At 61.3% G+C, this 20,494-nt stretch carries 19 protein-coding genes, 1 tRNA gene, 1 pseudogene and 1 riboswitch; of the genes and pseudogenes, 13 read left to right on the plus strand and 8 right to left on the minus strand.

Going from position 1 to position 20,494, the window contains the following annotated elements; genetic code table 11:
- Positions 1 to 191: pseudogene (locus OIU37_RS34225) on the minus strand (sugar ABC transporter substrate-binding protein); the annotation flags it as partial.
- A 404-nt stretch (positions 192 to 595) separates the two neighbouring features.
- On the opposite strand from OIU37_RS34225, the gene queC reads away from it, so the two are divergent.
- The 3 genes from queC to queE are packed head-to-tail and all read left to right on the plus strand — an operon-like array spanning position 596 to position 2,387.
- A complete protein-coding gene (queC, locus tag OIU37_RS34230; protein WP_264260109.1) occupies positions 596 to 1,306 on the plus strand; it encodes a 7-cyano-7-deazaguanine synthase QueC in 711 nt (236 codons plus the stop codon).
- The gene (queD, locus tag OIU37_RS34235) at positions 1,306 to 1,662 is read left to right on the plus strand and encodes a 6-carboxytetrahydropterin synthase QueD (RefSeq protein ID WP_020051764.1); all 357 of its coding nucleotides are present in this window, start codon (positions 1,306 to 1,308) and stop codon (positions 1,660 to 1,662) included. The genes queC and queD overlap by 1 nt, the downstream gene beginning before the upstream one ends.
- Positions 1,659 to 2,387 carry a 7-carboxy-7-deazaguanine synthase QueE gene (queE, locus tag OIU37_RS34240; RefSeq protein ID WP_180697194.1) on the plus strand — a complete coding sequence of 243 codons (729 nt, stop codon included), beginning with the start codon at positions 1,659 to 1,661 and terminating at the stop codon, positions 2,385 to 2,387. The genes queD and queE overlap by 4 nt, the downstream gene beginning before the upstream one ends.
- 1 nt (position 2,388) lies before the next feature.
- Here queE and OIU37_RS34245 read toward each other — a convergent pair whose 3' ends face one another.
- From OIU37_RS34245 to OIU37_RS34270, 6 genes are all read right to left on the minus strand, one after another.
- Entirely contained in the window at positions 2,389 to 3,615 is a 1,227-nt protein-coding gene (locus tag OIU37_RS34245; protein ID WP_171605719.1) for an adenylate/guanylate cyclase domain-containing protein, read from the minus strand.
- 104 nt (positions 3,616 to 3,719) lie between these two features.
- A complete protein-coding gene (gene nrdF / locus OIU37_RS34250; RefSeq protein WP_264260110.1) occupies positions 3,720 to 4,694 on the minus strand; it encodes a class 1b ribonucleoside-diphosphate reductase subunit beta in 975 nt (324 codons plus the stop codon).
- Between the two features lie 172 nt (positions 4,695 to 4,866).
- Positions 4,867 to 7,071 (minus strand): class 1b ribonucleoside-diphosphate reductase subunit alpha, encoded by a 2,205-nt coding sequence (gene nrdE / locus OIU37_RS34255; RefSeq protein WP_264260111.1) that lies wholly within the window; start codon positions 7,069 to 7,071, stop codon positions 4,867 to 4,869.
- Positions 7,050 to 7,454 carry a class Ib ribonucleoside-diphosphate reductase assembly flavoprotein NrdI gene (gene nrdI, locus OIU37_RS34260; RefSeq protein ID WP_264260112.1) on the minus strand — a complete coding sequence of 135 codons (405 nt, stop codon included), beginning with the start codon at positions 7,452 to 7,454 and terminating at the stop codon, positions 7,050 to 7,052. Before nrdI ends, nrdE begins: the two co-directional genes overlap by 22 nt.
- 14 nt (positions 7,455 to 7,468) lie before the next feature.
- Positions 7,469 to 7,690, minus strand: a complete 222-nt coding sequence (gene nrdH / locus OIU37_RS34265) for a glutaredoxin-like protein NrdH (RefSeq protein ID WP_018243700.1) — start codon at positions 7,688 to 7,690, stop codon at positions 7,469 to 7,471.
- A gap of 279 nt (positions 7,691 to 7,969) precedes the next feature.
- Positions 7,970 to 8,194: riboswitch (cobalamin riboswitch) on the minus strand.
- A gap of 399 nt (positions 8,195 to 8,593) precedes the next feature.
- A complete protein-coding gene (locus OIU37_RS34270; RefSeq protein WP_264260116.1) occupies positions 8,594 to 10,783 on the minus strand; it encodes a heavy metal translocating P-type ATPase in 2,190 nt (729 codons plus the stop codon).
- 71 nt (positions 10,784 to 10,854) lie between these two features.
- Between OIU37_RS34270 and OIU37_RS34275 the strand changes: the two genes are divergently transcribed.
- From OIU37_RS34275 to OIU37_RS34320, 10 genes are all read left to right on the plus strand, one after another.
- The gene (locus OIU37_RS34275) at positions 10,855 to 11,277 is read left to right on the plus strand and encodes a helix-turn-helix domain-containing protein (protein ID WP_264260117.1); all 423 of its coding nucleotides are present in this window, start codon (positions 10,855 to 10,857) and stop codon (positions 11,275 to 11,277) included.
- A gap of 68 nt (positions 11,278 to 11,345) precedes the next feature.
- The gene (locus OIU37_RS34280) at positions 11,346 to 12,554 is read left to right on the plus strand and encodes a TIGR03862 family flavoprotein (protein WP_264260118.1); all 1,209 of its coding nucleotides are present in this window, start codon (positions 11,346 to 11,348) and stop codon (positions 12,552 to 12,554) included.
- A gap of 105 nt (positions 12,555 to 12,659) precedes the next feature.
- Positions 12,660 to 13,619 (plus strand): helix-turn-helix domain-containing protein, encoded by a 960-nt coding sequence (locus OIU37_RS34285; protein ID WP_264260119.1) that lies wholly within the window; start codon positions 12,660 to 12,662, stop codon positions 13,617 to 13,619.
- Positions 13,620 to 13,784: 165 nt separating this feature from the next.
- Positions 13,785 to 15,293 carry an aldehyde dehydrogenase gene (gene adh, locus OIU37_RS34290; RefSeq protein WP_264260120.1) on the plus strand — a complete coding sequence of 503 codons (1,509 nt, stop codon included), beginning with the start codon at positions 13,785 to 13,787 and terminating at the stop codon, positions 15,291 to 15,293.
- Positions 15,294 to 15,459: 166 nt separating this feature from the next.
- Positions 15,460 to 15,852 carry a DUF779 domain-containing protein gene (locus OIU37_RS34295; protein WP_264260121.1) on the plus strand — a complete coding sequence of 131 codons (393 nt, stop codon included), beginning with the start codon at positions 15,460 to 15,462 and terminating at the stop codon, positions 15,850 to 15,852.
- A gap of 104 nt (positions 15,853 to 15,956) precedes the next feature.
- Positions 15,957 to 16,553, plus strand: coding sequence for a DJ-1/PfpI family protein (locus tag OIU37_RS34300; RefSeq protein ID WP_028759016.1), 597 nt, complete (start codon positions 15,957 to 15,959; stop codon positions 16,551 to 16,553).
- Between the two features lie 24 nt (positions 16,554 to 16,577).
- On the plus strand, positions 16,578 to 16,928 hold the full coding sequence (locus OIU37_RS34305) for a ribbon-helix-helix domain-containing protein (RefSeq protein WP_003543205.1): 351 nt from the start codon (positions 16,578 to 16,580) through the stop codon (positions 16,926 to 16,928).
- Between the two features lie 163 nt (positions 16,929 to 17,091).
- Complete coding sequence (locus OIU37_RS34310) at positions 17,092 to 17,799, plus strand: SDR family NAD(P)-dependent oxidoreductase (RefSeq protein ID WP_264260122.1); 708 nt, start codon at positions 17,092 to 17,094, stop codon at positions 17,797 to 17,799.
- Between the two features lie 272 nt (positions 17,800 to 18,071).
- A complete protein-coding gene (locus tag OIU37_RS34315) occupies positions 18,072 to 19,208 on the plus strand; it encodes a calcium:proton antiporter (RefSeq protein ID WP_264260123.1) in 1,137 nt (378 codons plus the stop codon).
- 146 nt (positions 19,209 to 19,354) lie between these two features.
- Complete coding sequence (locus OIU37_RS34320; RefSeq protein ID WP_264260124.1) at positions 19,355 to 20,119, plus strand: DUF4239 domain-containing protein; 765 nt, start codon at positions 19,355 to 19,357, stop codon at positions 20,117 to 20,119.
- A 244-nt stretch (positions 20,120 to 20,363) separates the two neighbouring features.
- Here OIU37_RS34320 and OIU37_RS34325 read toward each other — a convergent pair.
- A tRNA-Met gene (locus OIU37_RS34325) sits at positions 20,364 to 20,439 on the minus strand.
- Positions 20,440 to 20,494: the final 55 nt, after the last annotated feature.

Here is a 20,494-nt window from a genome sequence, read left to right on the forward strand (position 1 = left end):
GCCACAGGCACGTCCTTCCAGGCAAACCCTTCCTTCGAAAGATCCTCCTTCAAGACGTTCAGCGCCGCTGCCTCGCCGCCTGACGTCCACCAGTGCAGCATCTGCACTTCCTTCACGTCAGTAGCCTGCGCCGCACCGATGCCAGCCATCATCACGACAGCAACAGCTGCCGAGCTCAAAAACTTGTTCATGAATTTCCTCCCATTGAAAATCGGCGGCAGGACCCTCCCCGCCGCCCGATGTTTACCACCTTGCAGTGGGCAACACGCGGCCGCGCTCCTCCGCGCGGTTAACAATTTAAAGCGTTATAAGCCTTCTGTCGTCAAGTCCTTTCTCGACTCTCGAGAAAAATATAACTACCAGGGCATCAGCTTGAATTTTATACGAATTTCGGGATTGCTAACGGAACGATGGCAACAATCCAGAGGCCGAGGATCTGCAGCTCCTGCTGTCACCGCAGATCAACTTTCCGGTCGGGTAGCCGCCCGGCTGTGTTGGCCGACGTTTAAAAACTGTTTCCATGACGCGTGATTTGTCCTAGAAGCACCGCGCAATCCGGTCGCAGCCCACCCGGTCAAAACAAGGGATCCAAAATATGAAAACCATCGTCGTCTGCTCCGGCGGACTGGACTCCGTTTCGCTTGCCCACAAGGTAGCCGCGGAAAAACAGCTTATCGGTCTAGTCTCCTTCGACTACGGCCAACGGCATCGCAAGGAACTCGAATTCGCCGCCAGCTGTGCCGCGCGCCTTTCCGTTCCCCATCATATCATCGACATCGCCAGCATCGGCGGCCATCTCAGCGGATCGGCCCTGACCGACAATGTCGAGGTTCCCGACGGCCACTACGCCGACGAGACCATGAAGGCCACCGTGGTGCCGAACCGCAATGCCATCATGCTGGCAATCGCCTTCGGCCTGGCTGCCGCGCAAAAAGCAGATGCCGTTGCCGTCGCCGTGCATGGCGGCGACCACTTCATCTACCCGGACTGCCGTCCGGGCTTCATCGATGCCTTCCAGCGCATGCAGCACGAAGCGCTGGACGGTTATGCCAGCGTGAAACTGCTTGCCCCCTACGTCGATGTTTCCAAAGCGGCGATCGTGGTTGACGGCGAAAAACACGGCACGCCGTTTTCGGAAACCTGGTCCTGCTACAAGGGCGGCGAGCTCCACTGTGGGCGCTGCGGAACCTGCGTGGAACGCCGTGAAGCTTTCCATCTTGCCGGCGTCCCCGATCCTACGGAGTACGAAGACCGGGACTTCTGGAGAGCCGCGATCTCGCGATACTCGGCCACGGAGGTGCGTTGATGTACCGCATCACCAAGGAGTTTCATCTCTCTGCCTCCCATCAATTGGATCACCTGCCTGCCGACCATCAATGCGCTCGGCTCCACGGTCACAACTACATCGTCGTCGTCGAGCTGGCCGCCGAAAGCCTGAATGATGATGGCTTCGTCCGTGACTATCACGACCTCTCGCCGCTCAAGCGCTATATCGACGAAGCTCTCGATCATCGTCACCTGAACGACGTCTTCGGCCATTCGAAAGTCACCTCCGAATTCCTGGCAAGGCACTTTTACGACTGGTGCAAGCAGCGCTTCCCGGAGACATCGTCCGTTCGCGTCAGCGAGACGCCGAAAACCTGGGCGGAGTACAGGCCGTGAGTGGCGGATCCATTCGCGTCAGCGAGATCTTTGGCCCGACCATACAGGGCGAAGGCGCCCTGATCGGGCTGCCGACGGTGTTCGTCAGGACAGGCGGCTGTGATTATCGATGTTCCTGGTGCGACAGTCTTCACGCGGTCAACAGTGCGTTCCGCGATCAATGGATTCCGATGTCCGCTGAGGCGATCTGGCGTAAGGTCACCGAACTCTCCGGGGCAAAGCCACTGACGGTTTCCCTTTCTGGAGGCAATCCGGCGATACAGCCCTTGAGGCCGTTGATCGAACTCGGCCATTCCCAAGGATACCGCTTTGCACTGGAAACCCAGGGGAGCGTCGCCCAGGCATGGTTTCGAGATCTCGATATGCTGGTGATCAGCCCCAAACCGCCATCCAGCGGAATGCTGACGGATTGGGACCAGGTGGACAACTGTCTTCAACTGGCCACTGGCGGCCCGGAGATCGCCTTGAAGATCGTCGTCTTCGACGATGCCGACTACAAATTCGCCCAACGGGCGGGTGAGCGCTACCCCCAAATTCCCTTGTTTCTCCAACCAGGCAACCACACCCCGCCGCCGCCCGATGACGACGACGCCCGCATTGATATCGACGGTGTGATGGATCGGATGCACTGGCTTGTCGACAAGGTGACGGCCGACCGATGGTTTGCAGCCCGCGTGCTGCCTCAATTGCACGTGCTGCTTTGGGGAAACAAGCGTGGGGTCTGAGCTATCTGCTCTCTGGAAAGGCGAAGACATCGACGGGCTCTCCAAGCCCGCGCAGCGGGAAGGTGCCGAGGCTGTCCATCTCTTCCGCGCAGTTCGCCATTTCGACGAAGGCTCGCGACAAGAGCACCGGACGCTTGACCTCCTTGGTCAGGGTTTCCAGTCGCGAGGCGACATTGACCGCCGGGCCAATGACGGTGAAATCCAGCCGCCGGCGCGAGCCGATATTGCCGTACATGACGTCGCCGACATGCACGCCGACGCCGTAGCGTAGCGGTTCGCGCCCGTTGCTCGCATGCTGCTGGTTCAATTGCGCCATCAACGTCTGACCCTCGCGGATCGCCTGCAGCAGATCGTGACAGGCCGTGTCCTTGCTCAGCGGGAAGATCGCCAGTAATCCGTCGCCCATGAACTTCAGGATTTCTCCGCCATACCGTTCGATCGGATCAGACATGGCGTCGAAATAATCGTTGAGCAGATGGATGACATCGTCACGCGGCCAGAGATCGGAGATCGCCGTAAAGTCGCGCAGATCGCAGATCATGATTGCCGCCCCGACGGTCGCGCCGCTGCCGCGCGTCGTGACTCCCGACAGAATCTGTTCGCTCGCATGCGGTCCCACATAGGTCTGCAGCAACGTGCGCGCCATGATGTTCTTCAGCCGGATTTCGCTGACGAGCGTCAGGGCCGGCAGCAGATCGCGCAGGAAATCGACATGCTCGCTCGTAAAACCGCCCGGCCGGCTGGTCGAAAATGTCGCGACATGCCGTTTGCCGAAAGTATGCTCGAGCGGCCAGGCGATATACTCTGTGAGGCCGTCATCGCGCAGTTCCTGATAGAATGAATCCTCGTCGCCGTCGGCTGTGCCTTCCAACTGTCTACGCACCTCCTCCGAACCCTGATGGATCGCGTTGACGGGACTCTTCAGGAACTCCGGCGTGTTTTCGACACCATAGGCGAAAGTGTTGATCTTCGCCTCCGCCAGGCCTTCCTTCCAGAGGATGCGGGCACCGATCCATTGCGGATGGTTCGTCCTGAAATGCAATGTCGCCCGCGCCACCGGCACCCCTGCCGCCAGCAGCTTCTCGCACATTTCCACCAGGATGTTGTCGATGAAGCGCTCGCCGCGCGTCTCGTTCACCAGCCAGTCGAGAATCCGTCTTCTGCGGATCGGCCAGACGCCTTCGCCCGCTTCGACGGCAGTCCCGGCCTTGTTCAAAAAAGACGACATCAAAAACTCCCGCTACGCCGGATCACCGGCGAGGACCGAATTTAGTTTCCGCTGAATGTGGGCGATGAGAGAGCAAATGATAAGAGGCAGACGGCGATCAAGCCTCAGAAATCCCAGTCCTCGTCCTCGGTCGCCACTGCCTTGCCGATCACATAGGAGGAACCGGAGCCGGAGAAGAAGTCGTGGTTCTCGTCGGCATTCGGCGAAAGCGCCGACAGGATCGCAGGATTGACCTTGCAGGCCTCGGCCGGGAACAGCGCCTCGTAGCCAAGGTTCATCAGCGCCTTATTGGCATTGTAATGCAGGAATTTCTTGACGTCCTCGGTCAACCCGACGCCGTCATAGAGCGCTTCGGTATATTTCGCCTCATTGTCATAGAGCTCGAGCAGCAGTTCGAAGGCGAAATCCTTGATCTCCTGCCTTCTCTCCTCGCAGAGACGTTCCAGCCCGCGTTGGAATTTGTAGCCGATATAATAGCCGTGCACCGCCTCATCGCGGATGATCAGCCGGATCATGTCGGCCGTGTTGGTCAGCTTGGCGCGGCTCGACCAGTACATCGGCAGATAGAAGCCAGAATAAAACAGGAAGCTTTCGAGGAAGACGCTCGCGACCTTCTTCTTCAACGGATCGCCGGAGCGATACTGCTCCATGATCAGCGCCGATTTCCGCTGCAGGAATTCGTTCTCCTCCGACCAGCGATAGGCATCGTCGACATCGGGCGTCGAGCACAGCGTCGAGAAGATCGAGGAATAAGAGCGCGCATGCACCGCCTCCATGAAGGAGACGTTGGAAAGCACCGCCTCCTCGTGCGGCGTTGCCGCATCTTCCATCAGCCGGATGGAACCGACGCCGTTCTGGATCGTGTCGAGCAGCGTCAATCCGGTAAAGACGCGGATGGTCAGCTGCTGCTCGACCGGCGTCAGCGTCGCCCAGGAGGGGATGTCGTTCGAAAGCGGCACTTTTTCCGGCAGCCAGAAATTGCCGGTGAGCCGGTTCCAGACTTCGAGATCCTTGTCATCCTCGATGCGGTTCCAGTTGATGGCGCGCACGCGAGAAGCGGGTTTGATTTGCATGTTCATTAGGTGGTCCCTCTTGAGGAATATGTCTGGGCGCCCCCTCATCCGCCTGCCGGCACCTTCTCCCCGCTGGGGAGAAGAGACTTGTGGCAGCGTCATCCCCAACCAAGTCCCCTCTCCCCAGCGGGGAGAGGGTTAGGGTGAGGGGGCTTCTGGCTCGAGGCCCGAAATCAAATCACAGCGTACAAGACACGCAACCCTGCACCTCGGTGCCGGACAGCGCCATCTGGCGAAGGCGGATGTAGTAGATCGTCTTGATGCCCTTCTTCCAGGCATGGATCTGCGCCTTGTTGATATCGCGCGTCGTCGCCGTATCGCGGAAGAACAAGGTCAGCGACAGGCCCTGGTCGACATGCTGGGTCGCCGCCGCATAGGTGTCGATGATCTTCTCCGGCCCGATCTCGTAGGCATCCTGATAATAGTCGAGATTATCGTTGGTCATGAACGGCGCCGGATAGTAGACGCGGCCGATCTTGCCTTCCTTGCGGATCTCGATCTTCGAGACGATCGGATGGATCGAGGAGGTCGAGTGGTTGATGTAGGAGATCGATCCCGTCGGCGGCACCGCCTGCAGGTTCTGGTTATAGAGGCCGGAGGCGATCACCGCCTTCTTCAGCGCGGCCCAGTCTTCCTGCGTTGGAATATGGATGCCCGCGGCCTCGAACAGAGCCTTCACCCTCTCCGTCGCCGGCTCCCAGAGCTGCTCGGTATATTTGTCGAAATAGTCGCCGGAAGCATATTTCGAATTCTCAAAGCCCTTGAAGCTCGTGCCGCGTTCGACCGCCAAGAGGTTTGAGGCGCGGATCGCGTGATAGGTCACCGTATAGAAATAGATGTTGGTGAAGTCGACGCCTTCCTCGGAGCCGTAGAAGATGCGTTCGCGGGCCAGGTAACCGTGCAGGTTCATCTGACCGAGGCCGATCGCATGGCTCTCGTCGTTGCCCTTCTCGATCGAGGGAACCGAGGAAATGTGACTCATGTCGGAAACGGCCGTCAGCGCCCTGATCGAGGTCTCGATCGTCTTGCCGAAATCGGTGGAGTCCATGGCCGCCGCAATGTTCAGCGAGCCGAGATTGCAGGAAATGTCCTTGCCGAGATGTTTGTAGGAAAGGTCGTCGTGATATTCGCTCGCCTCGCTCACCTGCAGGATCTCCGAGCAGAGATTACTCATCGAAATACGCCCGGCGATCGGGTTCGCCCGGTTCACCGTGTCCTCGAACATGATGTAGGGATAACCGCTCTCGAATTGGATTTCGGCAAGCACCTGGAAGAATTCGCGCGCCTTGATCTTCTTCTTGGAGATGCGGGCATCGTCCGCCATCTCGCGGTACTTTTCCGTCACCGAAATCTCGGTGAAGGGCACGCCATAGACGCGCTCCACGTCATAGGGCGAGAACAGGTACATGTCCTCGTTGTTCTTGGCGAGTTCGAAGGTGATATCGGGCACGACGACGCCGAGCGACAGCGTCTTGATGCGGATCTTCTCGTCGGCATTTTCGCGCTTGGTGTCGAGGAAGCGCATGATGTCGGGGTGGTGGGCGTTGAGATAGACCGCACCCGCGCCCTGCCGCGCCCCAAGCTGGTTGGCATAGGAGAAACTGTCTTCGAGCAGCTTCATCACCGGGATGATGCCCGAGGACTGGTTCTCGATATGCTTGATCGGCGCGCCTGCCTCGCGGATATTCGTCAGCGACAGCGCCACGCCGCCGCCGCGCTTCGACAATTGCAGCGCCGAATTGATCGACCGGCCGATCGATTCCATATTGTCCTCGACACGCAGCAGGAAGCAGGAAACCAGTTCGCCGCGCTGCTTCTTGCCGGCGTTGAGGAAGGTCGGCGTCGCCGGCTGGAAACGGCCGGAAATGATCTCCTCGACCATGTCGCGGGCAAGGGCCTCGTCGCCGCGCGCCAAGGCCAGCGCCACCATGCAGATGCGATCCTCGTAACGCTCGAGATAGCGCTTTCCGTCGAAGGTCTTCAGCGTATAGCTGGTGTAATATTTGAAGGCGCCGAGGAAGGTCGGGAAGCGGAATTTCTTGGCATAGGCCTGGTCGAACAGATCCCGCACGAAATTGAAGGAATACTGGTCGAGAACCTCCTGCTCGTAATAACCCTCGGTCACGAGGTAATCGAGCTTTTCCCTCAGATTGTGGAAGAACACCGTGTTCTGGTTTACATGCTGCAGGAAATATTGCTTGGCAGCCATTCGATCCTTGTCGAGCTGGATCCGCCCCTCATCGTCATAGAGGTTCAGCATCGCGTTCAGCGCGTGATAGTCGAGGGTTTCGGCCGCCTTCGACGGCCTTTCCCCGGCGGGCTGAGCAATAGTGTGATGCGGTTTTGCGCCCGCATCCCGCGTCAGGTTTGTTGCCGTGTCCAAAATCGTTCCATTCCGTGTTTGACCTTGGCGACGTCGTCTTCGGTACCCATGAGCTCGAACCGGTAAAGGTACGGCACCTGGCATTTCTGCGAGACCACGTTGCCGGCGAGCCCGTATGTCTCGCCGAAATTGCTGTTGCCCGCGGCGATCACGCCGCGGATGTGTCCTCGGTTTTCCGCATCATTGAGGAAACGGATCACCTGCTTGGGAACGGCACCCTTGCCGCCGTCGCCGCTATAGGTCGGCACGATCAGCACGAAGGGTTCGCGGATATGGAACGCGTGTGCACCACCTGGCGGAATGCGCGCCGCACGCAGTCCGAGCTTGGCAACGAACCGATGGGTGTTCTCGGATCGGCTGGAATAATAGACGATCAGGCCCATCGCTTGTCCTCAGGTCAGGAGAGCGCGCTGATCATGTCGGGGCGGAAGCCCGCCCAATGCTGCTCGCCGGCGATGACCACAGGCGCCTGCATGTAGCCGAGGCTGCGGACGCGATCGAGCGCTTCGGCATCCTGCGAAATATCGACGATGTCATAATCGACGCCCAGACGGTCGAGGGCGCGGTAGGTGGCAGTGCACTGGACACAGGCAGGCTTGCTGTAGACGGTAATAGTCATGATATTCCTCGTGACGACGCGATTGGGCGCAAGACATCGATCGGAAATCTGTCGATATCCGTCGAAAAATTCTCTGATGATTTGAACTATGCGGCTCGTTCAGCCGCTGGGCGTAATCCGCCCTCTACCTGGTGCGGGTGGCGGCCTGAACTGAGATACTGACATGACTTCACCCCGAAGTGGCTCAATGCGAAGGTTTCGGGGCGGAGGTTCGGGCCTACGAAACGCGACACGGAGATTCCCCGCAGCCATGCAACGCGACCTTCCGGACACCCCGCCCGTGGACGTTTCGTTCGAGGCAGGTCTCCTGGCTCACGGGTCAAAGCGCCTGCCCAGCCTTCCCGGAGCATCATGCTCCAGTGACCTGAAATCGGACAGTTGCTCACCGCTTACAGTTGCGGGGGCAGCTCCGGCATTGCCGCGCTATGATGGCGAAGCGCACCGAATTCCCGTCTTAGCCATCAATCCCTACGAATCGATGGAACCTCGAACACTAGATATAGTACCCCAATCCAAATTCGCGTCAACGGATGGTTTGTGCATTGCGTTACGGCAGGTTTGAAATCGCTACATTCCTGTGAAAAACATGGCTAACGAAGGCTTAGGAAAAACGAGCTGTGGAGAAGACCTGAACCCGAGAGCCGGCCTGCAGCCGGCTTTCAGGCTGCTGACTACAAAACCCGCGACGTCATCCTCGGCCTTGTGCCGAGGATCTGCGCCGGTCAATTAAGCATCTGACAATAAATGGTTTTCAGTCAAGCAATTGCAGTGGTTAGATGCTCGGCACAAGGCCGAGCATGACGGAGGAGACTTTGTCAACAAACTGAGAGCCGACCCAACGGATGACCGGCTCGGCGATTTTCGCCCGAATCGTCGGACTTCAGACCGCCATCGGGAAAACATTCATCCCTTTATCCGAAGCAGCCGCAGCGCGTTGATCGTCACCAGCACGGTGGCGCCGGTATCGGCGAGGATCGCCGGCCAGAGCCCGGTGATGCCGGCGATCGTCGTCACCAGAAACACCGCCTTCAGCCCGAGTGCGATGGTGATATTCTGCAGGATATTGCGCATCGTGCGTTTGGACAGTTCAATCATCCGCGCCACGTCGCCGACGCGTCCATGCAGCACGGCGGCATCCGCCGTCTCCAGCGCCACATCCGTGCCGCCGCCCATGGCGATGCCGATATCGGCAGCGGCCAGCGCCGGAGCATCGTTGATGCCGTCGCCGACCTTGGCGACGATGAAACCCTGGCGCTTCAATTCGCCGACCACCCGCTGCTTGTCCTCAGGCATCATCTCGCCGCGCCAGTCGATGCCGAGCATGCCGGCAACGGCTGCTGCCGTCCGCTTGTTGTCGCCCGTCAACATCATCGCCTTGACGCCTGCCGATTTGAGGGCAGCGAGTCCGGCCTCGGCATCCTCGCGCGGCTCGTCGCGCATGGCGAGCAGGCCGGCCGCAACACCGTTGACGAGCAGCACCGATATGCTCTTGCCCTCGTCGTTCAGCGCCGTGATGCGTGCATCCTGGTCCGCGCTGAGCGTCCCCCGCTCGCGAGCGGCAGGCGGCGACAGCAGATCCAGCGTCTCGCCGCCGACCTTGCCGCTGACACCCTTGCCCGGCAGCGCTTCCAGCTCGAAGGCCGGCGGCACGGGAACGCCGTCCGCCTTGGCGCGGTTAAGGATCGCCTGCGCGAGCGGATGGCTGGAACCCTGCTCCAGCACCGCCGCGCGCGACAGCACCTGCGCCTCGCTCAGACCAAAGGAAATGATGTCGGTCACCTGAGGCTTGCCTTCCGTCAGCGTGCCGGTTTTGTCGAAGGCGACCATCGTCACCTTGCCCAGCGTTTCCAGCACCGCGCCGCCCTTCATCAAGAGCCCGCGCCGCGCACCTGCCGAAAGCGAAGCGGCGATCGCCGCCGGTGTCGAAATGACAAGCGCGCAGGGGCAGCCGATCAAAAGGATGGCAAGGCCCTTATAGACCCATTCGCCCCACGGCCCATCGAACAGCAGCGGCGGAACGACCGCGACCAGCGCTGCGACCACGACGACGCCGGGCGTGTAATAGCGCGAAAACCGATCGATGAAGCGTTCGGTTGGCGCCTTCGATTCCTGTGCCTCCTCCACCAGCTTGACGACGCGGGCGATGGTATTGTCGGCGGCAGCCGCCGTGACGCGAACCCTCAGCACCGCATCACCATTGACCGTGCCGGCAAAAACGACGGCATCGACGCCCTTGCGCACCGGCGTGCTCTCGCCCGTCACCGGCGCCTCGTCGATCGCGCTCTCGCCTGAGAGGATGATGCCGTCCGCCGAGATCCGGTCGCCAGGACGAACCATGATGATGGCGCCGACAGCAAGGCTTTCAGCCGGCACCTCCCGTGTCTGCCCGTTGTCTTCGAGTAGCGCGGTCTTCGGCACCAGCGCCGTCAACGATTGGATGCTTTCGCGCGCCTTGCCCGCTGCCACCCCTTCTAGCAGCTCGCCGACGAGGAACAGGAACACAACGGTTGCCGCCTCTTCACCGGCATTGATGATGACGGCGCCGACGGCGGCAATCGTCATCAGCATCTCGATCGAAAACGGTGTTCCTGAGAAGGCGGCCATGATGGCGCGCCGAGCGATCGGCACCAGCCCGATCAGCATGGCGACGATGAAGGCATAGGATGCAATCGCCGGCACAAGATGGCCGACGGCATAGGCGGCAACGAGTGCCGCCCCCGAAAGGATGGTCAGCCGGCCCTTCCTGCTCTGCCACCAGGGACCGGCCATCGGCGCATGGTCGTGCCCGTGCAACCCCTCGATTTCCTTCTCGCCATGATCGTGAGAATGGTCGTGACGATACTGCGAGCTGTGGGCATGCGCAGGCGCAGCGTTTCCGGCAAGCGGCGCGACGGAATAGCCGAGCCCGGTCACCTTCTTCTCGATCGCCTTGAGATCACTGCTGCCATCGTGCCGGACGGTCATCGTGCCCGCCATCACCGAAACGGAAACATCGGCGACACCCGCCACGCGTCTGACTGCCGTATCGATCTTGGTTGCGCAGGAGGCGCAATCCATGCCGCCAACCCGGTATCGTGTCTCGCTCTCAGCCATGATCCGCTTCCTTGTCAAATAGAAGCATCTTTCCTACATCCTCTAGCGACTAGAGGTGCAAGTGGAAAATCATGAAAAAGATCACGATCGGTGAAGCCGCCCGCCAAAGCGGCGTCAAGGTGCCGACGGTCCGTTATTATGAGAGCATCGGCCTGCTCGCAGCGCCGAGCCGCAGCGAGGGCAACCAGCGCTCCTTCGAGCCTGCCGATATCAGCCGCCTCGCCTTCATCCGCCACGCCCGCGAACTCGGCTTCGAGATCGAGGCGATCCGCACGCTGCTCACCCTGCAGGACGATCCGCACCAGTCCTGCGTCTCGGCCGACGCCATCGCCGAGGCGCGCCTCATCGAGGTCGAACAGCGCATCCGCAGCCTGATGGCGCTAAAGGCCGAGCTGGAAACCATGGTAGAAGGCTGCGGCCACGGCCGAGTCGACCAATGCCGCGTCATCGAGGTTCTCGCCGATCACGGCCAGTGCATGCATCCGCATCACTGATCGCAGCCCTTGCAGGCGATCCGCGCCCGCGCCAAAACTGAATGCAGAGAGAATCGGGCGAAGACATCATGAACCAGAAGCGGATTGCAGTTATCGGCGGCGGCCCGGCGGGTCTCGCGGCTGCCGAACTGCTTTCCTGTTCCGGTTATGCGGTCACGGTCTACGACGCCATGCCGACCTTTGCCCGCAAGTTCTTGCTGGCCGGCAAATCGGGTCTCAACATCACCCATTCCGAGGATTATGCCCGTTTCACCACGCGCTTCGGCGCGGCCTCCGCCCGTCTGCGCCCCGCTCTTGATGCCTTTACCCCTCATGATATCAGGGACTGGGCAGCAGGACTCGGGACGGAGACCTTCGTCGGCTCGTCCGGCCGGGTGTTCCCGAAGGTGATGAAGGCCTCGCCTTTGCTGCGCGCCTGGCTCAGGCGGCTGGAAGCACAGGGCGCCACGCTGCGCACCCGCCACCGCTGGACCGGTTTTGCCGAAGATGGCTATGTTTTCGAAACGCCCGAAGGGCGCAGCATCGTCCATTGCGACGCGGCCCTGCTCGCGCTCGGCGGCGCAAGCTGGCCGCGCCTCGGCTCCGATGCTGGCTGGGTGCCTTGGCTGGCCGGCAGGGGTGTGGAAATTGATACTTTTCAACCCGCCAATTGCGGTTTCGTCGTCGGATGGAGCGGGAACTTCAGCGAGCGTTTCGCCGGCGAGCCGGTAAAATCAGTCACCGCAACATCTGAGGCCGGCACCTTTCCCGGCGAATTCGTCATCACCGCGAACGGCATCGAGGGCAGCCTCGTCTATATCCATGCCGCCAGCCTCCGCGACCAGTTGCTGAACCACCGCAGCGCTGCCCTGACCCTCGACCTCGCACCCGGCCGCACCATCGAGAGGCTGAGCCGCGACCTCGCGCGGCAGGACGCCAAATCAAGCTTTTCAAACCGCCTGCGCAAGGGCGTCGGCCTCGACGGCGTCAAGGCGGCGCTGCTGCGCGAACTTACTCCCGAGCGCGACCGGACCGATACCGAACGTCTCGCCGGCCTGATCAAAGCCCTGCCGGTGCCGGTGATCGAAACCCGCCCGATCTCCGAGGCGATCTCCTCGGCCGGCGGCATCCGCTGGAGCGGCATTGACGAAGGCTACATGCTGAAGGCGCTGCCGGGCACCTTCGTTGCCGGCGAAATGCTCGACTGGGAAGCTCCGACCGGCGGTTATCTTCTCACCGCCTGCCTTGCGACCGGCCGGGCTGCCGCGCGCGGCATCGAAGCCTGGTTGCAGCGCTAGGCTGGCAGCATTCGACAAACTGGCGGCAATTGGCCGCCAGTGCCGACCGATTGCCAACCAGCCGCTTTTCCATCAGACTATGCTGAACTTCGGTGGGAGGAGCCGATGCACGAACACTCAGCACACGCCGAGCACGTCTACACGTCTGCCCAGCGCGATTCCGCCGCAGCCAGTTCTCCGGTCGTCGCCTCATGGCGGCGGTGCATGACCATGCACCAGCTCGCCCCCGAGGATGAACGCGCGCCGCTGCGCCTTACCGACCAGGAATTCCGCAGTGCCCGCGAGCAGTCCGAACAGCTGATCGCCAGCGCGACGGAAGAGCTCGATCGTCTCTTCACTACTGTGGGCAAGGCCGGCTGCTGCCTGCTTCTGACCGACAAGAACGGCATCGCACTGGAGCGCCGGGGCGCTGCCGGCGACGACAAGGAATTCCGCGAACTCGGCCTCTGGACCGGCTCGGTCTGGACAGAGGCCAGCATCGGCACCAACGGCATCGGCACCGCACTTGCCGACGAGCGCGCCGTCGCCATCTTCCGCGATCAGCATTTTTTCTGCTCGAACACCAGTCTCAGCTGCACGACGGCACCGATCCGCGATCATCGTGGGCGGGTGGCAGCAGCCCTTGACATCTCCACATGCCGCGAAGACGTCAATGAGATGACGCTGGCGATCCTGACGCAGACCGTGCGCGATGCGGCGATGCGCATCGAGCTCAACCTCTTCCGTTCGGCCTTTACAGGCGCCCGTTTCCTGATGGTCCCGGCCGGCGCCAATTCCGCCGCCGCCCTGCTTGCCGTCGACAGGCACGATCTGGTGCTCGGTGCGACGCGCGCCGCCCGCATCGCGCTGCAGCTCGACGACAGGCGCATCGCCGCCGGCATTCCTGCCGCCGATGCCCTGCACGAGGCTGGCGTCTCCCAGCAGGACGAGATGGTCGAGGCGGAAAAGGCCGCCCTGCTTCGGGCGCTGTCGCGCGCCGGCGGCAATGTCTCGCAGGCGGCAATCGCGCTCGGCATCAGCCGCGCCACGCTGCACAGGAAGATGAAGAAGCTCGATCTCCACTGATGGCGCTGAAGGTTCCGCCGCTGCGCCAATCGTGAGCCCCTCCTGTCGCAGGACTGCGACACTGTGCACTGCGGTATGGAAGACCCGCCCTAGTCCCTCCGCCAAAACATGCTCATTTTCCTCCCACTGGTTCGCTTAGGAACCTGATCATCAAGGGAGGATGACATGCTTCATCAGAAAATCGTCGAGTCGCCGTTCAAGCTGAAATACGGCAACTATATCGGCGGCGAATGGCGAGAGCCGGTCGAGGGAAAATACTTCGAAAACCTGACGCCCGTCACCGGCGGCAAACTCTGCGACATTCCCCGCTCCAATGAAAAGGACATCAATCTCGCGCTCGACGCCGCCCATGCGGCGAAGGAAAAATGGGGCCGCACCTCCGCCGCCGAGCGCTCGAATATCCTCATGAAGATCGCCCAGTGCATGGAAGACAAGCTGGAATTGCTCGCCCAGGCCGAGACCTGGGACAATGGCAAGCCGATCCGCGAAACCATGGCGGCCGACATTCCGCTGGCGATCGACCACTTCCGCTATTTCGCCTCCTGCATTCGCGCCCAGGAAGGTTCGATCGGCGAGATCGACCACGATACCGTCGCCTATCACTTCCATGAGCCGCTCGGCGTCGTCGGCCAGATCATTCCGTGGAACTTCCCGATCCTGATGGCCACCTGGAAGCTGGCACCTGCGCTTGCCGCCGGCAACTGCGTCGTGCTGAAGCCCGCCGAGCAGACCCCGGCTTCGATCCTGCTCTGGGCCGAACTCGTCGGCGACCTCCTGCCGCCAGGCGTCCTCAACATCGTCAACGGTTTCGGCCTCGAGGCCGGCAAGCCGCTGGCGACCAGCCCGCGCGTCGCCAAGATCGCCTTCACCGGCGAAACGACGACAGGCCGCTTGATCATGCAATATGCCAGCCAGAACCTCATTCCGGTGACGCTGGAGCTCGGCGGCAAATCGCCGAACATCTTCTTCGCCGACGTGATGGCTGAGGACGACGACTTCCTCGACAAGGCGCTTGAAGGCTTTGCGATGTTTGCCCTCAACCAAGGCGAAGTCTGCACCTGCCCGAGCCGCGCCCTCGTCCAGGAATCGATCTACGACCGCTTCATGGAAAAGGCCGTCAAGCGCGTCGAGGCGATCAAGCAGGGCAACCCGCTCGATACCGCGACGATGATCGGCGCTCAGGCATCGACAGAGCAGTTGGAAAAGATCCTCGCCTATCTCGACATCGGCAAGCAGGAAGGCGCGGAAGTGCTGACCGGCGGTTCGCGCAACGATCTCGGCGGCGAGCTGGCGAACGGCTACTATGTCAAGCCGACGATCTTCAAGGGTCACAATAAGATGCGTGTGTTCCAGGAGGAGATCTTCGGACCGGTGGTTTCGGTCACGACCTTCAAGAACGAGAAGGAAGCGCTCGAAATCGCCAACGACACGCTCTACGGCCTCGGCGCCGGTGTCTGGAGCCGCGACGCCAATCGCTGCTACCGTTTCGGCCGCGAGATCCAGGCCGGCCGCGTCTGGACCAACTGCTACCACGCCTACCCAGCCCATGCCGCCTTCGGCGGTTACAAGCAATCGGGCATCGGTCGTGAAACCCACAAGATGATGCTCGACCACTACCAGCAGACCAAGAACATGCTGGTGAGCTACAGCCCGAAAGCACTCGGCTTCTTCTAAGAGCAGCCAATGGTGTTATGATGAAAAGCCTTCTCCCCGACACGGGGAGAAGGCCTTGTCTTTAGAGCGCCACGCATTCCGTAGGACGCTCTAACGCTTTGAATTTGCGTGTAACCTTTCCGAAAATCGATCCGATTTTCGGGGTTATGCGCTGGAGGAGGCAGCCATGGAAACCACCGTCAACGGCGAACCGCGTGTTCTCGCAACCGACACAGCCCTCGATTTGATCGCAGAAATCAAGCGGGATCACCCCGAGATCCTCTTCCACCAGTCCGGCGGTTGCTGCGACGGCTCCTCGCCGATGTGTTATCCGGCTAACGAATTCATGATCGGCGACAGCGACGTCAAGCTCGGCGAGATCGGCGGCGTACCGGTCTACATCAGCACCAGCCAGTTCGAGGCGTGGAAGCATACGCAGCTGATCATCGACGTCGTGCCCGGCCGCGGCGGCATGTTCTCGCTCGACAACGGCCGGGAGAAGCGCTTCCTCACCCGCTCCCGCCTCTTCGGCGGCGGCGAGGCTTGCGCAGTGCCTGATGTGAAGGTCAGGGCGATCTGATGCTGTCGCCCGTCCGGTGGGAATTTCGCCTGTAGTATCCCCATAGTACCTGCTCGCAGCAGCTCTTTGCTACTCTCCGCCTGTTGGTTTCAAAGGAGGATACGATGCCAGCCTCAAAGATCCTGATGATCACGGGTGACTTCACCGAAGATTACGAAACGATGGTGCCGTTCCAGACGCTGCTCGCCTGCGGCTATACGGTCGACGCCGTCTGCCCCGGCAAAAAAGCCGGCGAGACCGTCGCCACCGCCATCCACGATTTCGAGGGCGACCAGACCTATTCCGAAAAACGCGGCCACAATTTTGCGCTGAACGCCACCTTCGACAGCGTGCGCGCCGAAGATTACGATGCGCTCGTCATCCCCGGCGGCCGCGCACCTGAATATCTGCGCCTCAATGCCGACGTCATCAAATCCGTCCGGCATTTCTTCGACGCCGGAAAGCCCGTCGCCGCCATCTGCCATGGCGCGCAGCTGCTTGCCGCTGCCGGCGTTTTGAAGGGCCGCACCTGCTCGGCCTATCCCGCCTGCCGGCCGGAAGTCGAACTTGCCGGCGGCATCTATGCCGACATCGCCATCAGCGATGCAGTCTCGGACGGCAATCTGGTCACGGCGCCCGCCTGGCCGGCGCATCCGTCGTGGCTGCGCCAGTTCATGGCCGTGCTCGATGCCGCAGCACTGCTCGAAACCAACGCCGCCTGAGAAGGGCGCACTGGGGAGGACGATATGTGTGAACTCTTCATCAAGGCCGATGCGCGGCTCTGGGAAAGTGCCACCCGGTCGCTGCGCATCGACGGCATGGTCACCAGCGTCAGGCTGGAGAACTTCTTCTGGGCGAAGCTCGAGGAGATCGCCCGGCGCGACGGCATGAATGTCGTCCAGCTGATCACCCGGCTGCATCACGAATCGATCGATGCGGGCCACGATCTCGGCAACTTCACGTCCTTCCTGCGGGTCTGCTGCGCCCGTTATCTCGACTTGCAGCTCACCGGCGACATCCCGGCCGATGTCACCCGTCCGATCTCAGGCCTCGACGCGCCTGTCATCCTCGACCGCGAACGGGCGAAATATCATTGAATCAGGTCCGTCAGACGATCAAAGACGAACGGCCCGCGGATCGCTCCGCGGGCCGTTTCGCAAATATCCGACCTGTCTTGGGCGGGGGCTTGCGCTGCCGCGCAGCCTGGATCAACAATGCGCGGCACTGTCCAGCGCGGGCACCGTCGGGAGATCGATTGCTATGAAAGACCAGAAAGCCGTGATCGTCACGGGAGCCGGCGGCAACCTCGGCAGCGCCGTTGTCCGCGAACTTGCCAACGCCGGCGCAAAACTCGTCTGCATGAACCGTTCGAGCGATGAGCTGGAAGCCTTGGCCGCCGATCTTCCCGCCTCCACCGAGTTTCTGTCGATCGCTGGAACGGATCTCACCGATTATGCCTCCTGCGCCGCCGCCGTCGCTCGGGCCGTCAAGCGATTTGGCGGCGTTAGCGCACTGGTCAACACCGTCGGCGGTTTCCAGATGGGGCCGGTCGGGCCGGACGCTCCCGCCCAATGGGACACGATGATGACCGCAAACGCCCGCACTGCGCTGACGATCAGCGCCGCGGTTCTCCCGACCATGAAGGCGGCCGGCTACGGCCGCATCGTTCATATAGCGGCTGCGCCCGGCCTGAAGGCTGGCGCCAAGCAGGCCGCTTACGCCGCCTCCAAAGCCGCCGTCATCCGGCTGACCGAGGCGATCGCTGCCGAATGCCGCGACGACCGCATCACCGCCAACTGCATCCTGCCCGGGACCATCGACACGCCCGAGAATCGCGCGGCCATGCCCGATGCGAAGACGGACGGCTGGGTATCGCCGCAATCGATCGCCCGCCTCATCGCCTTCCTGATTTCGCCGGCCGCAGCCGTCGTCACCGGCGCGGCAATCCCGGCGACAGGCCGCGAATAACTGCCGGAAGGCGCTGCAACCGCCGCGCTGAGTTCCCCGGACCTCGCCTTGCCCTCCGTTTCGGCCGCGGTCCCTTTGTCGGGAGCAGCGGGTAACGAGACCACAGAGACCCGCAAGTTTCAGTCAGTGACACACGATCCGGCTTGAGGTTCGGTTCGCCTTGAGGCAGCCTCGTCTGCGCCTGCTCATGTGGTGGGCACGAGACAGCGGGCGGACACAATGGTCTTGAGGATCGCATTGCGGCCGAATTTGGCAGAAGACGGGTGGCTTCAATGACGGACGGCCCGACATTGCGCGCTGTCAGCGCAAGCAGCATGATACGCGAGGAATGGTTCCTCGGCGTCAGCGTCGCGACCAGCCTGGCGTTTCTTGTTTTCCAGGAGCAGCTCTTCGGGCAGCTTTCCGATCCGCTTTGGTTCACTGTCGTTTTCGTCTGGCTGTTCGCTGCCGTCCTTGGCTCCGCTCTGTCGGTCGTGCGGCACGCGGACCACCTGGCGGAGCGGCTGAAGGAGCCCTACGGAACGCTCATTCTGACGCTTGCCATCACCTCGATCGAGGTCATGGCAATATCGGCCGTCATGCTTCATGGCGAAAACAATCCCACGCTTGCGCGCGACACCCTGTTTGCAGTCGTCATGATCATCCTGAACGGCATGGTCGGCCTGTCCTTGCTGCTGGGCGCATGGCGGCGACCGGAACAGCAGCATAACCTGCAGGGCGCCAACGCCTATCTCGGGGTCATCGTACCGCTGGCCACCTTGAGCCTGGTGATGCCGACGTTTCTTTCCGGGCCGGACGGACAGCATCCATCGGCGCCGAGACAACTGATACTGGGCCTAATCTCGGTCGGCCTTTACGCTACCTTTCTGTTTCTTCAGGCCGGCCGGCATCGGGACTATTTCACCGACGACAGCAACCGTCATGAACCTCCCGGCGAACGTGGTGCTCCTGTCCATGGGCCCGTATGGCCTCATGCCATCCTGCTGTTCGCCTATATGGGTCCCGTCGTCTTTCTGGTTGAACAGCTTGCGCGGCCGATCGATTACATTATCGAAACCCTGCATGCTCCAACCGCATTTGGCGGTGTCGTCATGGCCATCCTTGTCGCGACGCCTGAGGCGATCAGCGCCGTGCGTGCGTCCATCGCCAATAATCTGCAGCGTTCCGTCAACATCTTCCTTGGTTCGGTGCTGTCGACGATCGGGCTGACGGTGCCGGCGATGCTTGTTGTCAGTCAGCTTTACGGACACCCGGTGACACTCGGCCTGGAGCATGGAGATCTGGTGATGCTTCTGCTCACGCTTGCCGTCAGCATCATCACCTTTGCCAGCGGCCGCACGCATCTTATGCAAGGCGCTGTGCATCTGGTGCTTTTCCTGGCTTACGTGATGCTGATTTTCCAGCAATGAAACCCGCCCGATGGCGGCCGCGCGAGATCAGGAAGGTAAAGAGTTCCGCGCTTGGTCTGTCTGCCGCTATGATGACGGGAGCTATTGCACAGCTTGCAAGCAGTCGCGGCGGCTGCAGGACCTACGTGGCGATACGGAGACCGGACTTGGGCTCACTATTGGTTGGCGGGCTTGTATTTCTATTTCTGTCGATGGCGACGTCGATAGGATTGATCGTGCGTGCCCGCTTGCCGGATTACCATCTCAATGCGGAATCCAAGGACGCCATCAGGCTGGCGACCGCAGTGGTGGGAACGCTGTCGGCCCTGGCGCTCGGCCTCCTGATCGCATCCGCCAAGTCGACCTACGACAATGCCGAAGTGGAGATGAGAACGGCGGCCGCACGGGTACTGCTGCTTGACCGCGTCATGGCGCAATACGGGCCGGAAACCGACAAGGCGCGTCAATTGCTACGTGAACTCATCGAAAAACGGCTAAGCCGCGGCTGGACTGCCGAAACCACCGACGAGCCATCCGCCAAGGCGCTGGGAGAATATCAGGATATAGAGGCGGTTCAGGCCGACCTTCGATCCCTGACGCCGAAGGATGCGGTGCAGCGCTCTCTCCAGGCGCGTGCTTTGGAAGTGAGCGGCATGGTGGCCGAGACCCACTGGCTGCTGGTCGAATCCGGTAGAGAGGGTTTGCCCTGGGCCTTCCTTACCGTTCTCGTCTGTTGGCTCGCGCTGCTTTTTGCGACCTTCGGGCTGCAGGCACCGACCAATCCGACGGTGCTGTCAATATTGCTCGTCTGCGCCCTGTCCGTCGCCGGCGCGATCTTCCTGATCTCGGATATGGCCAATCCCTATGTCGGGCTGGTCCATGTTTCGGATGCACCTTTGCAATCAGCCATCGAACGGCTTGGAAAACCGTAGCCATGTCATCGCGTTCGTCGAGGACAGACCCTGAAGGGGCGTTAGCTCCCCCGCAACCAGAAACGCAAAAAGCCCCGCGGAGGGGCTTTTGTGGATCGCAGGGATCGTTGGTTGCGGGGGCAGGATTTGAACCTGCGGCCTTCAGGTTATGGTGAGCTTCAGCGAACGACGAGCTACCATCGCCAGGGAAAGCGAAGCTTTTCCGCCAGCGATAAGAAGGTACATGCTGATCTTTGAAGAGTGTTGGTTGCGGGGGAGGATTTGAACCTGCGGCCTTCAGGTTATGAGCCTGACGAGCTACCGGGCTGCTCCACCCCGCGCCAAGTGCAAATCGTTGGGGATTTGCTGCAGTATTATAACACGAAAGGCCGCTTT

The organism is Rhizobium sp. BT-226 (assembly GCF_025847085.2).
In the GTDB taxonomy this organism is placed as follows: Bacteria; Pseudomonadota; Alphaproteobacteria; order Rhizobiales; family Rhizobiaceae; genus Rhizobium; species Rhizobium sophorae.

Bases quoted from the DNA above. Each gene is read 5' to 3' on its own strand.
- OIU37_RS34305 (WP_003543205.1), top strand. From the start codon at position 16,578: ATGTGTGAACTCTTCATCAAGGCCGATGCGCGGCTCTGGGAAAGTGCC.
- OIU37_RS34280 (WP_264260118.1), top strand. From the start codon at position 11,346: ATGAACCAGAAGCGGATTGCAGTTATCGGCGGCGGCCCGGCGGGTCTC.
- queD (WP_020051764.1), top strand. From the start codon at position 1,306: ATGTACCGCATCACCAAGGAGTTTCATCTCTCTGCCTCCCATCAATTG.
- nrdI (WP_264260112.1), bottom strand. From the start codon at position 7,454: ATGGGCCTGATCGTCTATTATTCCAGCCGATCCGAGAACACCCATCGG.
- OIU37_RS34310 (WP_264260122.1), top strand. From the start codon at position 17,092: ATGAAAGACCAGAAAGCCGTGATCGTCACGGGAGCCGGCGGCAACCTC.
- OIU37_RS34245 (WP_171605719.1), bottom strand. From the start codon at position 3,615: ATGTCGTCTTTTTTGAACAAGGCCGGGACTGCCGTCGAAGCGGGCGAA.
- OIU37_RS34315 (WP_264260123.1), top strand. From the start codon at position 18,072: ATGACGGACGGCCCGACATTGCGCGCTGTCAGCGCAAGCAGCATGATA.
- nrdF (WP_264260110.1), bottom strand. From the start codon at position 4,694: ATGAACATGCAAATCAAACCCGCTTCTCGCGTGCGCGCCATCAACTGG.
- OIU37_RS34275 (WP_264260117.1), top strand. From the start codon at position 10,855: ATGAAAAAGATCACGATCGGTGAAGCCGCCCGCCAAAGCGGCGTCAAG.
- adh (WP_264260120.1), top strand. From the start codon at position 13,785: ATGCTTCATCAGAAAATCGTCGAGTCGCCGTTCAAGCTGAAATACGGC.
- nrdH (WP_018243700.1), bottom strand. From the start codon at position 7,690: ATGACTATTACCGTCTACAGCAAGCCTGCCTGTGTCCAGTGCACTGCC.
- OIU37_RS34285 (WP_264260119.1), top strand. From the start codon at position 12,660: ATGCACGAACACTCAGCACACGCCGAGCACGTCTACACGTCTGCCCAG.
- OIU37_RS34270 (WP_264260116.1), bottom strand. From the start codon at position 10,783: ATGGCTGAGAGCGAGACACGATACCGGGTTGGCGGCATGGATTGCGCC.
- OIU37_RS34295 (WP_264260121.1), top strand. From the start codon at position 15,460: ATGGAAACCACCGTCAACGGCGAACCGCGTGTTCTCGCAACCGACACA.
- queC (WP_264260109.1), top strand. From the start codon at position 596: ATGAAAACCATCGTCGTCTGCTCCGGCGGACTGGACTCCGTTTCGCTT.
- OIU37_RS34300 (WP_028759016.1), top strand. From the start codon at position 15,957: ATGCCAGCCTCAAAGATCCTGATGATCACGGGTGACTTCACCGAAGAT.